The organism is Pseudoalteromonas rubra, from assembly GCF_005886805.2.
Classification (GTDB): Bacteria; Pseudomonadota; Gammaproteobacteria; order Enterobacterales; family Alteromonadaceae; genus Pseudoalteromonas; species Pseudoalteromonas rubra_D.
Genome location: NZ_CP045430.1, coordinates 23,283 through 39,713, shown reverse-complemented (window position 1 = coordinate 39,713; position 16,431 = coordinate 23,283). Strand labels below are relative to the sequence as shown.

Here is a 16,431-nt window from a genome sequence, read left to right as displayed (position 1 = left end):
CGTAATGCAAGGGCTGGAGCAGCTATTTTACTTGCATGGAATAGGCTTTGATTACACCAAATATAATGGTGAACATGTTTATTTCGATCATGCAACTAGGGTCAACGCATTGCGTTGTTGTGGCATAAACACTGAGGATAGCTCGGATATCGCTGAGTTAAACTTTGCGTTGGATATTAAGTGTTGGCTTGACGTTGTTGGGGAAGTGCTGGTGGCTGATGCCCAGTCAGGGGGGTTCTCGCTAAAAATCCCCGAGTCAGCTCGAAATGCATCCGTAGTCATTCAGATACCTGAATTATCAATATATCACTGCTGCGCTTTGTCAGACGCCGAAGTTGTTGGGGATTATCGCTATAATGGCGAGACTTATTTCGATGTGAGAATCGAAATAGGGCAGCTGCCTGTTGGTTATTATAAAACGCAAATAGAAGGTCCGTTTGAGACTAAAACGACCGAGCTGTGGTCGGTCCCTGAGCGTTGCTATGCTATAGAGCATGAGCAGTCTAAGCGAATGGGTCTGTCGTTGCAGCTTTATACACTGCGGAGTTTACGTAATCATGGTGTAGGAGACTTCCGTGATCTATATCAACTACTCTGTAGCGCTGCAGCAAGGCACTGCGATTTTGTTTTATTGAACCCGCTGCATCTACTGTTCGAATCTCAGCCCGAGCGTGCCAGCCCTTACAGTCCATCGCATCGTTGTTTGATTAATCCTTTGTATATTGCACTGGACTGGGCTGTTGAAATACTTAGCGAGAAATATCAAGTTAACGTGAGCAGTGCTTGCTGCCCAGCACCTTGCGATTCTCAGGCACAGTACATAGATTACAGTGCGGTGGCTGAAGTGAAATACGCCACACTGACCGAACTGTACAATGAATGTATCAGTGTGCCTGATATCGGGCAGGCGGTGCGAAAATTTAAAAGCGATAAAATACATGACCTGAATGTCAGCGCGCTGACCGAGCGTGAGTGGTTTGTGCAATGGCTGGCACATCAACAGCTTCAAGCCTGTCAGCAGCATGCTACCCAAGTGGGTATGGCTATTGGCCTGATTAATGATCTGGCGGTTGGCTGTGCTAAAGAAGGTTATGAATTTGCTGAAAATGAGTCACTCTTTGCTTACGGTGCAGATGTAGGCGCGCCGCCTGACCCTTGGGCTGTAACAGGCCAGAATTGGGGGTTACCTGCGCTCAACCCGATTAAAATAAAACAACAAAATTATGCTTACTTTCGTGCACTGGTGCGAAGCAACATGGCTTCGTTTGGCGCGCTTCGCATCGATCATGTCATGGCTATTCGACGGTTATGGTGGTGTTTTGAATCTCAGGGCAAACCAGACGGTTGTTATGTGTATTATCCCTTTGAGTACCTCTTAGCAATTTTAAAAATTGAGTCTCATCTGAATCAGGCCATGGTGATAGGAGAAGACCTGGGTATCGTGCCGCCTGAGGTGTCATCAGCTATGAGTGACGCGAATCTATACGGAAATATTTTGATGTATTTTGCCAAAGATCAGCAGGGTCATTTTAAGCCCTCTGAGCAGTATCGTGCTGACACGTTATTAATGGTTGCTAATCATGATGTGGCGCCGTTTAATGCCTGGTGGACGCATAATGATATTTTACTCAGAAAAGATTACCAGCTGTGCAGCGAACAAGAAGCCACACAAATGTCGATGGCTAGAGAAGACGACAAGGCTAAGTTATTGACTTGGTTGGGGGCAAATGACATATCCGCTGCGCAGCAGGGTTCGGATGTTCACAGCATATATGGTGCAGTCCTCAAAAAACTCGCCGCCAGTCCTAGTAAGTTGCTTGCTGTCCAACTTGACGATCTTGAGCAACAACAATTGCCAGTGAATATTCCCGGCACCGATCGTGAGTACCCCAATTGGCGTCGTCGTCTGACGACACCAGCTGAACAGACTTTAGAACAGAACAGTCATTTAATGGCTGAGATAAAAAGGATTAGAGAGCAGGCATGAATTCAGCAAGTAAATCGCCCATTGTAACCCTCGACTACGCAGCACAAATCTCGGCATTAGATGCCGGGTGCTTTCGTGACGCCTTCTCTTTTCTGGGCTTACACAGTACCGGGCAAGGCTCAATTATAAGGGTGTACATGCCTGGAGCTTTGGCCGTATCAGTAAATGATGGACGCCACACCACAGCCATGCAACGCATCGGGCAATCTGCTCTGTTTGTCGTTGAGTTTAGCCGCGACGTTTCGTCGGGGTATCACCTGACAGTTGAATTTATTGATACGGTGATTACAAGCCGAGACGCTTATGACTTCAGTAGTGCGCTGGATGAGTCCGCGATGTATTTATTTAATGAAGGTTCTCTAGAACATGGTTACCTTCATTTCGGTGCAAGGGGTATTACCCATCAGGGCTGTAATGGTACGCAATTTTGCGTTTGGGCACCCAATGCGCGTAGTGTTTCTGTCATTGGCGAGTTTAACCATTGGCAGCCTTCGCAGCACTTTATGCGTTTTCATCCTGCCAGTGGAGTGTGGGATCTCTTCATACCTCATCTCACAGGCGAGCAGGGATACAAGTATGCCATCGTAGGAGTCGATGGTGAGGTGACTGAACGCGCAGACCCGTATGCTGTTAAGATGCAGCAAGCGCCCGGTACCGCAAGTGTAATTCAGCCTGCTCAGCCGTGTATGATATTGAGTGATGCAGATAAGGTACAACGCCGAAAGCGCAATGCCATTGATGCCCCGATTGCGATATATGAAGTACACCTTGGCTCCTGGAAACGCAGAGTAGAAGAGAATAACCGTTATCTGACTTATCGTGAGCTGGCTGACGACTTATTGCCTTACGTTAAGGAGCTTGGTTTTACGCATGTTCAGCTAATGCCTATTAGTGAATACCCATTTGATGGTTCATGGGGTTATCAGCCCGTAGGGCTTTTTGCGCCAACTAGCCGCTTCGGCAGCCTTGACGATTTTCGCTATTTTATCACTCAATGTACGGCGCTGGAGCTGGGAGTGTTGATTGATTGGGTGCCGGGCCACTTCCCATCGGATCCGCACGGTTTGCACCGATTTGACGGCACGCACTTATATGAACACGCAGATAGTCGTCAAGGTTATCATCCCGACTGGAACACTTTTATCTACAACTATGAACGTCCGGAAGTAAAAAGTTATTTGCTTTCTAATGCAAATTATTGGCTTGATGTCTTTAAGCTGGATGGCCTCAGAGTGGATGCTGTTGCTTCCATGTTGTATCTCGATTATTCGCGCAATGATGGCGAGTGGGTCCCTAATCAGTTTGGGGGCAGGGAAAACCTTGGAGCGATCGACTGCATTCAATCGGTCAACACCCGCAGCTATGGCAGGCATCCACATATCATGATGGTGGCTGAGGAGTCGACGGCCTGGCCTGGAGTCACTCAGGCTGTTGATCACAATGGATTAGGATTCGGCTTTAAATGGAACATGGGATGGATGAACGACAGTCTGAGCTATATGCAAAGAGACCCAATCCACAGGAAGTATCACCACCATGAAATGACCTTTTCTATGGCGTATGCGTACTCGGAAAATTACATTTTACCGCTTAGCCATGATGAAGTCGTACATGGCAAAGGGGCATTGCTGAGTAAAATGCCAGGTGACGATTGGCAGCAATTTGCTAACTTGCGGGCCTATTATAGCTTTATGTATGCTCACCCGGGCAAAAAACTGTTGTTTATGGGCAGCGAATTGGCACCCCGCACTGAATGGGATCATAACACGACACTGGACTGGTCATTGCTGGAATCATCCGCTCACCAGGGGATTTATCAGACCGTCAAATCGCTCAATCATTTATATAAAAACACCCCAGCTTTGTATGAGCTAGACAATTCGCCTTGTGGGTTTCAGTGGATAGATTGTCATAATGGTGACCAGTCAATTTTGAGTTTCGCACGGTTCGGTAAATCCAGTGCTGATCTTGTCGTGGTAGTCAGTCACTTTACGCCGCAGGTGCTGCATAGTTATCGGATTGGTGTCCCCAAAAGTGGCATATATCAGGTGGTTTTTAACTCCGATGACAGTAGCCTGTATGGGAGTGGAACCACGCCAGTTGCGCATCAACAGCAAATGATACAAAGCAAGGCCATTGCCAGTCATGGCTTTGAAAACAGTATTGAAATCACCATAGGCCCATTGAGCACTACCTATTTACAATATTTGAGTGCTGCTACGCCATGTTAACGTCGCACAGGGGCCAACCCTCACCATTAGGTAGTACTTTGCATGAACAAGGGGTCAACTTTGCGGTGTATGCACCGGCGGCTGCCCAGATGCAACTTTGCCTGTTTGATCAAAGTGGCCATAGTGAAATTGCTAAGGTCACTATGTATCGTCATGAGGGGGGGCTTTGGTCTGTATTTGTTTCTCCGCTGCGTGCGGGAACATTATATGGCTATCGTGCAGATGGTGCTTATGTGCCTGAAAAGGGCCAGCTGTTTAATCAACATAAATTATTGTTAGACCCATATTGCAAAGATTTTCAGGGGGAGTTTACCTGGAGTGAGCGCCACTTTTGTCATTTGCCCGTTGGCACCCTTAACGAAAGTGACAATGCGGTAGATATGCCAAAATCCAGTGTCACAGACATTGCCCGATACGATGGTCAAAGACCAAATATACCCTGGTCAAAAACCCTTATCTATGAATGTCATGTACGCGGAGCAACCAAGCATTGTGAGTTTGTGCCTAAGCCTTTGCGTGGCAAGTTCCTTGGCTTAAGTCACAGTAACTTTATTGCTCACCTTGCCAGTCTGGGGGTCACGACGGTGGAACTGCTGCCATGTCACGCCTTTATCTCTGAGCAGTTTTTAACGACTAAGGGGCTGAAGAACTACTGGGGCTACAACTCTTTAAGCTTTTTTGTGCCTCATAAAGCGTTTTTGGTAGAAGGACAGATCAGCGAGTTTCAGCAAATGGTTCGCGAGTTTCACCTTGCAGGCATTGAGGTGATCCTGGACGTTGTATACAACCACACAGCAGAAGGCGGGCTAGACGGACCAACCTTATCACTCAAAGGACTAAATAACACCGGGTATTATCGTATGTTGGGAGAGCAGGCCCATTATATCAACGATACCGGTTGTGGAAATACCCTTAACATCGATGATCCTTTTACGCTAAAGCTGGTTATGGATAGCTTAAGGTACTGGGTTGAATATATGGGGGTTGATGGATTTAGATTTGACTTGGCAACGATATTGGCTCGCACTGAGCACGGCTTTAATTCGCAGCATAGCTTCTTGCAGGCGGTCGCACAGGATCCTGTGCTGAGTAAAGTTAAGTTAATTGCTGAACCCTGGGATGTTGGCCCGGGCGGCTATCAGTTAGGCGGTTTTCCTTCTCCGTGGCGTGAGTGGAATGATAAATATCGGGACACTGTGAGACGGTTCTGGCGCGGAGATGCTGGTACTCTGTCCGAACTAGCTAAACGTGTGCATGGCTCTCATGAGCTGTTTGAACATAACCAACGTGGGCCGCTTAATTCTGTTAATTTTATTACCAGCCATGACGGGTTTACGCTCGCTGATTGGGTGAGTTATGAACAAAAGCACAACTTTGCTAATGGTGAGGAGAACCGTGATGGTCACAGTGAGAATATCTCGTTTAATTGCGGAATAGAGGGCCAGACGGAACAAGCACACATATTGGCACTGAGACATCAAATTCAAAAAAGTGCTCTAATTACGCTCATGATGTCAAAAGGTGTACCGATGTTAGCCGCGGGCTCGGAGATCGCCCATTCTCAGCAAGGCAATAACAACGCATATTGTCAGGACAATGACATCAACTGGTTGAGTTGGCCGCGAAGTATCACGGAGCGCTTAACTCAGAATCGACGCATAAAGAAAGAATGGGATGATGATCAAGAAAGCGCTTTGTGTGCCTTGATAGCTCAGCTTCAGGAAATCAGATGTCATTACGCGATATTTCATCACCCGTTTTATATCCATACACAAGATGAAAGATTCAACATTAGCTGGTTCAACAAAGAGGCACGTCCAATGTCGGAAGGGGATTGGCATGACAGCAATAATAAAACGCTGATCTATATGTTGACGGATACGCTCAGAAAGCAAAATTTACTGGTGATATTACATGCCGGCAGTGACGATGTGGAGGCGAAATTACCGGCGATTCCAGGTGTTGCCTGGCAGCTGTCACTTAGCTCTGCACACCCTACGGAAAGCATTGAAAAAAGTCAACAGACTCAATCCCTGAGTGCACACAGTGCCTGGGTATATCAATCTCATAATGAGGATCTCAAGAATGACTAAGAAAACGTCAAATGTGTGTGTCGTAAAGCATTGGCAGGAAGCCCCAAAACTGGATGAAAGCACGCTGGCTGATGATTTGATGCGGCATTTTTACTATACCCTGGGACGTGACAAAGTTGGAGATTCAAAACATTATTTGTTTCAGGCGTTAGCGCTGACAGTCAGAGATAGGCTGGTAGCAAGATGCAGAGCAACTAACCAATACCTTGCCGACAACCAGTGTAAACGTGCAGCGTACTTGTCATTGGAATTTTTGATGGGCAGAGCGTTAGGTAACGCGGTGTTGAGTCTGGATCTGGAGAAACAAACGCGCGAAGCGCTAAAAGAATATTGCACCGAATTTGAATATGTTGAGCAGGCAGAGCATGATGCCGGGCTGGGTAATGGTGGCCTGGGTCGTCTTGCCGCGTGTTTTTTGGATAGTTGCGCGACGCTGGCTCTCCCCGTTATTGGTTATGGGATCCGTTATGAGTACGGTATGTTCAACCAATCAATGGAGCAGGGGTTTCAGATGGAGCAGCCAGACAATTGGTTACGTGAAGGCCACCCTTGGGAAATGCCAGCACCAGAGCAAGCCAGAGTGATCAAGTTTTTTGGTCACGTTGAGGCACACCAGGATAAACAGGGTCGTACTCATCGTATGTGGGTGAATACTCAGGATGTTCTGGCGGTACCTTATGACGTGCCTATTCCGGGATATCGAAATGGAGTTGTGAACACCTTACGACTATGGAAATCGGAAGCGACGGATGAATTTAACTTAAAGGAATTCAATGCCGGGAGTTATTCCGAGGCGGTTGCCAAGAAAAACCTCGCCGAGCAGATCACTATGGTGCTGTACCCGAACGACAGCAGTGAAAATGGGAAAGAGCTGAGACTTAGACAGCAGTATTTCCTGTCGAGTGCCAGTTTACAGGATATCTTGCATCAGTGGGTTGAGCAACACGGCACTGATTTTAGTGAATTTTCCGACTTACATGTGTTCCAGCTTAATGATACCCATCCGAGTATTGCAGTCGCAGAGCTGATGAGGCTCCTGATTGATGAGTATGAACTCGAATGGGAGCAGGCATGGTCAATCACCAATTCAACCATGGCCTATACTAACCACACTCTGTTGCCGGAGGCATTAGAAAAGTGGTCTGTGTCCTTGTTTGCTCGTCTGTTACCCCGCCTGCTGGAGATTATTTACGAGATAAATGCGCGCTTTTTATCGGAAGTGGCACTGATGTGGCCTGGAGATATGGAAAAGCAGCGTGCGTTGTCACTTATAGAAGAAGGTGATCACCCGCAGATCCGCATGGCTTATCTGGCAATAGTAGGAAGCTTTTCAGTAAATGGTGTTGCTGCATTGCACACAGAGCTACTTAAATCTGGTTTATTTCACGATTTTTATCAGCTCTGGCCTGCAAAATTTAATAACAAAACGAACGGTGTAACGCCCAGACGTTGGCTTGCTTACTGTAACCCAGCGTTGGCTGAATTAATTACCAGCAAGATTGGTGAACAATGGCAGGCGGACTACGCTGAAATCAAGTCATTGCGTCGTTACTACGATAACAAAGCGTTCCAGAGTCAGTGGCAATCGGTTAAACAAAGTAATAAGGCAAAACTTGCTAAGTTGGTGCAGGAACGTTGCGATGTGGAATTTGACGCCAGCATGATGTTCGATGTGCAGGTTAAGCGCATTCATGAGTACAAACGCCAACTGCTGAATATTCTGCATGTGATTTCCTTATATGACCGCATTCGTCGTGGCGATACTCAAGGCATGGTGCCCCGCTGCGTGTTGTTTGGTGGTAAGGCTGCACCTGGCTATGCAATGGCTAAGTTGGTAATTAAGCTAATTAATAATGTTGCGAATGTCGTTAATAAAGATGCGAAGGCCAAATCACTTCTTCGAGTCGCATTTTTCCCAAATTATAATGTAACGGCCATGGAAACGATTTGCGCCGCGACGGACTTGTCACAGCAAATTTCAACGGCGGGCAAAGAAGCATCTGGCACCGGGAACATGAAGTTTATGATGAATGGTGCACTCACCATTGGCACCCTGGATGGCGCAAATATTGAAATTAGAGAACAGGTGGGGGCAGATAACTTTTTCTTGTTTGGTGCTACCGCACAACAAGCAGAGGAAGTGCGCCAGCACTATGACCCAAATGCCATCATTCAATCCAGTCAGGCACTAAGTAATACTATGGCGCTGTTGGAAAGTGGCCATTTCAACTTATTTGAACCCGGCATTTTCAACGACATCATTGCCGCGATCCGCAGCCCTCACGATCCCTGGTTGGTTGCACACGACTTTGACAGCTACTTGGATGCACAACAACGTGCCGCAGAAACCTATCAGGACCAGTCGCAGTGGCTGAGAATGAGCATACTTAACACGGCCGCTAGTGGCAGTTTTTCTAGCGATCGCACTATTCAACAATATTGTGACGATATTTGGCGCTTAACCCCAATGCAGTAGATCGTAGATAGACTTTTTAATGGAGATAATGAATGCCCAGTTATGCAAACCGTTATATTAGTAACCTGACCAGAGAAACTTATGCATTGATCCTGGCTGGTGGTCGTGGTAGTAGGCTGCATGAGCTGACCGACTGGAGAGCAAAGCCCGCGGTGTATTTTGGAGGCAAACACAGAATAATAGACTTTCCGTTATCAAATTGCATTAACTCGGGGATCCGCCGGGTTGGCATAGCGACACAGTATAAATCGCACTCTTTGATCCGCCATGTCAACCGCGCTTGGGGTCACTTTAAGAAAGAGCTGGGAGAGTCAGTTGAGATTTTACCGGCGTCTCAGCGTTATGGTGACGAGTGGTACTGCGGTACGGCGGATGCCGTATTCCAGAATATGGACATTATTCGTCACGAGCTGCCTAAATATGTGATGATTTTATCAGGCGACCATGTTTATAGAATGGATTACGGTGCTTTGTTGGCAAAGCATGTCGAAACCGGTGCCGATATGACCGTATGTTGCCTAGAAGTACCGTGTGAGGATGCTGCCAATACCTTTGGAGTGATGACAGTTGATGAGAACAAGCGAGTCCGACGTTTTGATGAAAAGCCGGCTTCGCCAAGTGAGATCCCGGGCAAACCTGGCGTCTGTTTAGCTTCAATGGGCAATTACGTGTTCAACACGGAGTTTCTGTTTGAGCAGCTAAAGAAAGACGCGGAGCGCGAAGGTTCAGGCAGAGATTTTGGTCATGATATCATTCCGGCCATTATCGAAGAGCATAATGTATTTGCATTTCCATTTCGTGATCCCAGCCACCCGGGTCAACCTTACTGGCGTGACGTGGGCACACTAGATTCGTTCTGGGAAGCGAATATGGAGCTGGTATCTCCGCAACCACAGCTTGATTTGTATGACCCGAGCTGGCCAATTTGGACGTATCAGGAGCAGTTACCACCGGCGAAGTTTATTTTTGATGACGATGAAAGGCGTGGTATGGCTGTGGATTCAACGGTATCTGGCGGCTGTATTATTTCTGGATCCAGAGTACGAAAATCTCTATTGTTTTCAAATGTTCATGTACATTCGTATTGTGAAATAGAAGGCGCAGTGGTTCTGCCAGGTGTGGTGATTGAGCGACATTGTCGTATCAAAAATGCCATTATTGATCGCAGCTGTCACATACCGGAAGGCATGGAGATTGGTTATGATCAGGAGCAAGATAAAAGAAATGGCTTCAGAGTCTCTAAAAACGGCATAGTGCTGGTGACCCGTGATATGCTTGTTGCACTAGAAAAGCAACAGCTGTTGGCAGGTCAGAACCAGGAAACGGCGTAAAAGGACAATCATGCATGTAGTTATGGTGGCAGCGGAAAATGACCGCTTGCCGAGTTGTAAAGTTGGGGGTGTTGCGGATGTGATCCGTGACATTCCTTATGCATTGGCAGAGCAGCAAATTCGCTGTTCTGTTATCGTGCCAGATTATGGCCAGTTCGAACTCAATCGGGAGTTTGTTGCAGATATTGCAGTACCTTTTAAACAGCATTTAGAAACCGCGACACTCTGGCGGGTCGCAAGTGACTCAGGCGTGGAGCAATATGTTGTGTCACATTCGTTGTTCTCACAGCATGGTGGAGCCATTTATTGTAATGATGGCGATCAGCCATTTGCAACTGATGCCAATAAGTTTGCACTATTCTGTGCCGCAGTCAGCGAGCTGCTTGAGCATGAGATGATAGGGCCGGTTGATGTGCTGCATCTACACGATTGGCATGCCGCTGTGGTGGCAGTCCTGAAAACGTTTAGCCCTCGTTTTGTGAATTTAAAACAGATCAAAACTGTCTATACGGTGCATAATCTCGCTTTGCAGGGGATCCGGCCATTTAAGCATGATGACTCCAGTCTGGAATCCTGGTTTCCAACTCTGAGCTATGATGGTAGTCGGATATGTGATCACATCTACCCCCATTGTTTTAATCCTATGCGCGCCGCAATAAACCTGGTAGATAAAGTACATTTGGTCTCACCAACCTATTGTCAGGAAGTACAGCTAAGCAGCGATCACGAAAGTGGCTTCTTTGGGGGAGAAGGGTTGGAGCATGATATGCAAGCTGCTGACAGAGCAGGTCGGCTGGCTGGCATTCTCAATGGGTGTATTTATTCTCAGGATACTGAACAGGGCGCAGAAATCTCGCTGAGCCACTACTGTGATTTGGCGGAGCAGGCTCTGCTTGTATGGATGTCCAAGCGATCAGAACTAATGCCTGCTCATTACATTGCTCACCAGCGTGTCATTCAGTGGCGTCAACACGGTCAATTTCGTCGCCCATTGGTCACCAGTGTTGGACGTTTAACGGATCAGAAGGCGCTTTTGCTCAGACAACCAAAAGAGGGTCAACTGATCCTGGATAAGGTGGCATCCTTGATAAATGATTACGGCGGTGTATTGGTTATTCTGGGTTCAGGCGATCCGCATCTTGAGTATCTGTTTACTCAGGTCATGGCCCGTCACAGTAATGTTATGTATTTACAAGGATATGGACAAGCATTGGGTGATCATCTGTATGACCTTGGTGACTTGTTCCTGATGCCTAGTTCGTTTGAACCCTGCGGGATCAGTCAAATGTTGGCTATGCGTGCCGGGCAGCCTTGTCTTGCTCATCAGGTTGGTGGGCTAAAAGACACCATTGCACATGAAGAAACAGGCTTTCTGTTTGGTGGACGTAACCTGTCTGAGCAGGCAGAGCACTTACTTGAAGGCTTAAAGCAGGCGCTCGACATACACAGGCATGAACCGCAAAAGTACCTTGATATTAAGGACAATGCGAGGGCACAACGTTTTAGTTGGGATAACATTGCTAGCCAATATATCGAAAAATTGTATGAGTAGGCGTTTGCCTGCTCGCTCTGCTATCGACTATTCTAATACATTAATGTTTTAGTTTGATTTTTTTTCTAATGAAATGGGGTTAAAATATTCCCCATTAAGACAAACTAATAAAACAAAAGTGCTATTAATTGAGCAGTAGATAGCTGGGAGCAGTGATTTGAAAGTGTTTGTGGCAAGGCAGGCCATCTTTAACAGGAAGAAACAGGTGGTTGCGTATGAATTGCTGTTTCGAGATGGTAAACAAAATTGCTTCCCCAACATTGCTGACGATGCCGCGACAGCGCGGCTCATCATGGACAACCAGCTCAATCTGGGCACTCGATATCTGACTTCTGGTAAAAAGGCACTTATCAATATCGGAGAAGAGTCGCTTAATCAGGAGCTCGCGCATTTTCTGCCCAGCAGTGATGTGATCCTGGAGTTGTTGGAGACGATCCCCCCGACAAAAGACAATTACGAACGAGTCAGGTCGCTGTTTCACAATAATTACCGATTGGCATTGGATGATTTCACCTACTCTAAAGACTGGGAGCCCTTTCTTAAGCTGGTCCGCCTCATCAAGTTTGATTTGGTTGAAAGCCCACTCGATACAATCGGCCCGCTCGTTGAGCAATTGAAAACACGCAAAAACCTTAAATTATTGGCTGAAAAAGTAGAGACCGAAGAAGAGTTCGTCGAGGCGAAAAAGATGGGTTTCACCTTTTTCCAGGGTTATTTCTTTGCAAAGCCCACGATGATTTCTCAACAAGACATTGAAATAAACTATGCTATAGTCATGTTGATCTACGCAGAGGTATTGAAGCCACATATGAATCTGGGGCGGATTTCGGAGCTGTTTGCCCAGGACACGGCCCTGGCTTACAAGTTGTTGCGGTTGATCAACTCAGGGGTTTTTCCAATAAAGAGCCGCATTGAATCTCTCAAGCAGGCTTTGGTGTATCTGGGGAATGAACGTGTACTCAAGTTTGTGAACCTGATTATGACAGCTCATGTAGCAACGAATAAACCAACCGAGCTAACTCGTCTCAGCATCGTTCGTTCACGTTTTTGTGAGCTCATCGCACAGCAAATTGCGCCGGGCATAGCCGGTATGAGCTTTCTGGCCGGGTTGTTCTCCTTACTGGATGCTATTTTGGATAAGCCAATGGAGCTGTTAGTTGGCCGATTACCTTTTCCAGAGATGATCCATGATGCGCTGCTGGGTAAATCAAACACTTTGTATTATATCTTAAATGTAGTCAGGGCTTATGAAAGCGGCAGCTGGTGGGCATTACAGGAAGCCTGTGCGATGCTAAATATGGAAGATGAAAGCTTACCAGAGTTTCATGCATCTGCTGTTACCTGGGCTGACATGTATCGCGACCACGTTTATTAATGTGAGAAATCAATACCTTGATAGCCTGAGAGGGTTTGCATTACTGGGGCTGAGCCTGACAAACTTATTCTTTATGGCAAACTTTGCCTATGGTTATGTTCCCCCAGTTACACGCGACGGGATGGAATCTGCTTTGTCGCTTTTAACCACTGTGTTTGCCGGCGGTCGTTTTCGAACGCTGTTTTGTCTGGTGTTTGGTGCAGCCTTAGTGATTCAGTATAAAGCGCAAAACAAGGGGGGAGATAATCTCTTTGTTATCAAATCCCGTTTATGTGTGCTGGGCTTGTTTGGTGTGCTACACGGTTACTTACTCTGGCCCGGAGACATTCTGCTGAATTATGCGTTGTCCGGGTTGCTGGCGCTAATGTGGCTGGATGCAAAAGATAGATTGCTAAGCGCGGCGCTACTGACAGTCCTTCCGGTTATTTTGCTGGTGATACTCAGCATCCTTGTCGGTGAACCTGGTTTTGACAGATCAAGTGCCGAGTATGCAACACTACTGAGCTCTTTGCCGGTAAGTTATGCCCAGTTGCTGAGCCAGAATATCAGCCATTTCAACATGATGATCATTCTTATCCCGTTGGCAACTTTGTGGAATACATTAGGTTTGATGCTGTTAGGGATGGAACTATTTGAACGAGGTTGGTTTTCAGGGCAGCGTTTTGTCTCTGGTAAGATGATGTGGACTTGGTGGTGGGGAAGTGTGCTTGCATCCTTGCTACTTTGGTCAAATAACGAAACCACTGTGGGGCACATGCTGGAAACATTGAACTGGTTGGCTGCAATACCTATGGCCTTATGTTATTTGGTGCTGTTACAAGCCATCCGCCAACTTTGGCCCAAGCTTAGCTTGGTATTTGCGATAGTGGGGCGTTATTCCCTGTCTTTGTACTTGCTACAATCAGTGGTTGGGATTTTGGTATTTCATTTTCTTTTTCCTGTGACCAGGGTGTCTTTTACTCGCGTCGAGTATTTTGGGTTTTTCCTGGCGCTGACCCTGGTTCAGGTGATTTTAGCTATACTGCTTGATAGGGCAAAGAAAACTGGCCCTGCTGAGTATTTATTGAAGCGTTGCGTGCGGCGCCTTAGTGATATGTAACATTTAAAAGGCTGTTTATTGTGAAGTTGTTGCAGTGTATTTTATTGAGCTGGGGGTTGTTTTTTGCCCCTTTGAGTTGGGCTAAGGCCGATTTTTCAGTACTTTTAGTGAACCCTTCTATTTCCGGTGAGCCGTTTTGGCAAAAAGTCGAATCTATTGCTCAGGCCGCCAGTAAGCAGCTTAATGTAAAACTGGACGTGATTTACGGTGATGGCAGTCGCTACATTCAGCTGGAAGAACTACAGAAATACCTAGAATATCGAGCAACACCTGATTTTGTTGTTTTGATGCTATACCCCGGCAATGCTGAGCAACATCTGGATTTGCTGGAAAAGTACGGAATACAGTACTTAACCTTAGAACAAACCATTAATGGGCCTGAGCAGGTGGAGGTTGGCAAACCCGGACAAAGATATAAAAATTGGTTGGGTGAGATCTACTTTGACAATTTCCGGGCAGGAGCGGACCTGGCCCAGGCTTTGACCGAGTCATTGCGCGAGAAAAGGCCTTCAGTTAAACCTCAGGCTCTTGCAATCAATGGTCATTATGGCAGCGAGTCGGATGCCCGAAATCAAGGCGCGCAGTCTTTTTTTGGCAGCCAGGGCGTTGCTTTGCAACAATCCATTTATGCAAGCTGGTCAAAAACCCAGGCGATGGAAAAAACGCAGCGTTTACTCAAACGTTACCCCAATACAAATATAATCTGGAGTGCATCAGATCTGATGGCGATGGGGGCACTAAGTGCGGTTAAGCAGCGCGGCGAGAAGGAGCAGACCTTCGTAGCCATAGGCGGATTTGACTGGCTCAATGACACGCTCAGGTTGATTGAAAAGGGCGAATTGCAGGCCTCGGTCGGTGGTCACTTCATCATGGGTGGGCTGGCTATTTTGTCTCTGTATGATAAGTTTCATGGCCATTCCTATTGGCAAACCAACCAATCGATTACTTATCCTCTCGTGGTCATTAATGAACACAATGTGCATCGCTACATATGGCTGGCCGAGAAAATTGACTGGACAGGCGTGGACTTCAGCGGGTTTAGCTTGCTTAACAATAAACAATCAAATTACTTGGTGTCTCCGACGTTTTTAGCCAAAGACAATGCCCCAGGCGTCATTGGCGACTGAGCAAGTCATAACGTTAGCTAAGTTAGAGCTGCCACTAGCTGATGAAATATTTCTACTGGCGATGAAATTTTGTTACCATGCGCCCCCCGTAACTGCCCGTTGGTCATGCAGCCCCGACTCTGAGCCCATGTGCCGGATATCGGACAGTATTGACTCATTGCACAGAAAAAGAAAAGTGCCCCTTTATGAATGAACCTAAGCGACTAAATAAATACATCAGCGAAACCGGGTTTTGTAGCCGCAGAGAGGCGGACACCCTGATCAGTGACGGCCGTGTCAGTGTTAATGGTCAGATTGCCGAAATGGGTCTGAAGGTCAGCGATGCAGACACCATTTTGGTTGATAATAAACCGCTCAAAGCCAAGCCGAAGCGGGTGTACATCGCTTACAATAAACCCGTTGGTGTGACCTGCACAACAGAGCGAAAAATAAAAAGCAATATTGTCAGTGCCATTCAGTATCCGGAGCGTATTTTTCCTATTGGCCGTTTAGACCGGCCTTCAGAAGGGCTGATCTTTTTGACCAATGAGGGCGATATCGTCAACAAAATATTGCGCGCTGGCAATAATCATGAAAAAGAATATGTGGTTACCGTCAATAAGCCTGTCACCGATGCGTTTATAAAGGGTATGCGCTCGGGCGTGCCAATTCTTGGCACTGTGACTAAAAAGTGTTTTGTCAAAAAGACCGGGGCCAGACAGTTTACCATTGTTTTAACTCAGGGGCTGAATCGTCAGATCCGACGTATGTGTGAATACTTCGATTTTGAAGTACAAACACTGAAGCGTGTGCGGATCATGAATGTGAACCTCAACGGTTTAAGACCTGGACAGTGGCGCCACCTGAGCGAGTCTGAAATGGCAGAGATTAATGCTTCAATTGAAGGTTCATCGAAGACCGAAGAGGCGTCTGTGGATACGTATAAACGTACGCAGCGTCACACTGCGAAACCGCGTCAAGATGGTGAAACAGCTAGCAGAGGGCAAAGCAGAAAGTCTGCGTCTGAGCAAAAGCGTAAGCGCTCAGGCAATTCACATGGTGATAATACAGCAAATAGTGATAGGCCGAAAAGTCGCTCGGGCGCTAAGCCAAAAGGCAGGGTGAAAGGGACTTTGTCTCTCAAAAAATAACTAAAAAAAGGGCCGCTCACTGCGGCCCTT

At 46.8% G+C, this 16,431-nt stretch carries 10 protein-coding genes; all 10 read left to right on the top strand.

The features are described from left to right. The first annotated feature begins 4 nt into the window (after positions 1-4). The 10 genes from malQ (at position 5) to rluF (ending at position 16,401) form a co-directional block, all read left to right on the top strand. Positions 5-1,987, top strand: coding sequence for a 4-alpha-glucanotransferase (malQ, locus tag CWC22_RS19735; RefSeq protein ID WP_138537903.1), 1,983 nt, complete (start codon positions 5-7; stop codon positions 1,985-1,987). Further along, positions 1,984-4,218 carry a 1,4-alpha-glucan branching protein GlgB gene (gene glgB / locus CWC22_RS19730; protein WP_138537902.1) on the top strand — a complete coding sequence of 745 codons (2,235 nt, stop codon included), beginning with the start codon at positions 1,984-1,986 and terminating at the stop codon, positions 4,216-4,218. Before malQ ends, glgB begins: the two co-directional genes overlap by 4 nt. Continuing rightward, the gene (glgX, locus tag CWC22_RS19725) at positions 4,212-6,311 is read left to right on the top strand and encodes a glycogen debranching protein GlgX (protein ID WP_138537901.1); all 2,100 of its coding nucleotides are present in this window, start codon (positions 4,212-4,214) and stop codon (positions 6,309-6,311) included. The genes glgB and glgX overlap by 7 nt, the downstream gene beginning before the upstream one ends. Continuing rightward, on the top strand, positions 6,304-8,787 hold the full coding sequence (locus CWC22_RS19720; RefSeq protein ID WP_125557064.1) for a glycogen/starch/alpha-glucan phosphorylase: 2,484 nt from the start codon (positions 6,304-6,306) through the stop codon (positions 8,785-8,787). Before glgX ends, CWC22_RS19720 begins: the two co-directional genes overlap by 8 nt. Positions 8,788-8,819: 32 nt before the next feature. Next, positions 8,820-10,118, top strand: a complete 1,299-nt coding sequence (gene glgC, locus CWC22_RS19715; protein ID WP_125557062.1) for a glucose-1-phosphate adenylyltransferase — start codon at positions 8,820-8,822, stop codon at positions 10,116-10,118. A gap of 10 nt (positions 10,119-10,128) precedes the next feature. Continuing rightward, positions 10,129-11,670: a glycogen synthase gene (locus tag CWC22_RS19710; protein WP_138537900.1), complete on the top strand. Its 1,542-nt coding sequence runs from the start codon at positions 10,129-10,131 to the stop codon at positions 11,668-11,670. Between the two features lie 157 nt (positions 11,671-11,827). Next, a complete protein-coding gene (locus CWC22_RS19705; protein WP_125557057.1) occupies positions 11,828-13,045 on the top strand; it encodes an EAL and HDOD domain-containing protein in 1,218 nt (405 codons plus the stop codon). After that, on the top strand, positions 12,975-14,144 hold the full coding sequence (locus tag CWC22_RS19700) for a DUF418 domain-containing protein (RefSeq protein ID WP_138537899.1): 1,170 nt from the start codon (positions 12,975-12,977) through the stop codon (positions 14,142-14,144). The genes CWC22_RS19705 and CWC22_RS19700 overlap by 71 nt, the downstream gene beginning before the upstream one ends. A 20-nt stretch (positions 14,145-14,164) precedes the next feature. Beyond that, the gene (locus CWC22_RS19695; RefSeq protein ID WP_138537898.1) at positions 14,165-15,271 is read left to right on the top strand and encodes an ABC transporter substrate-binding protein; all 1,107 of its coding nucleotides are present in this window, start codon (positions 14,165-14,167) and stop codon (positions 15,269-15,271) included. A gap of 185 nt (positions 15,272-15,456) precedes the next feature. After that, on the top strand, positions 15,457-16,401 hold the full coding sequence (gene rluF, locus CWC22_RS19690) for a 23S rRNA pseudouridine(2604) synthase RluF (protein WP_138537897.1): 945 nt from the start codon (positions 15,457-15,459) through the stop codon (positions 16,399-16,401). The last annotated feature ends 30 nt before the right edge of the window (positions 16,402-16,431 follow it).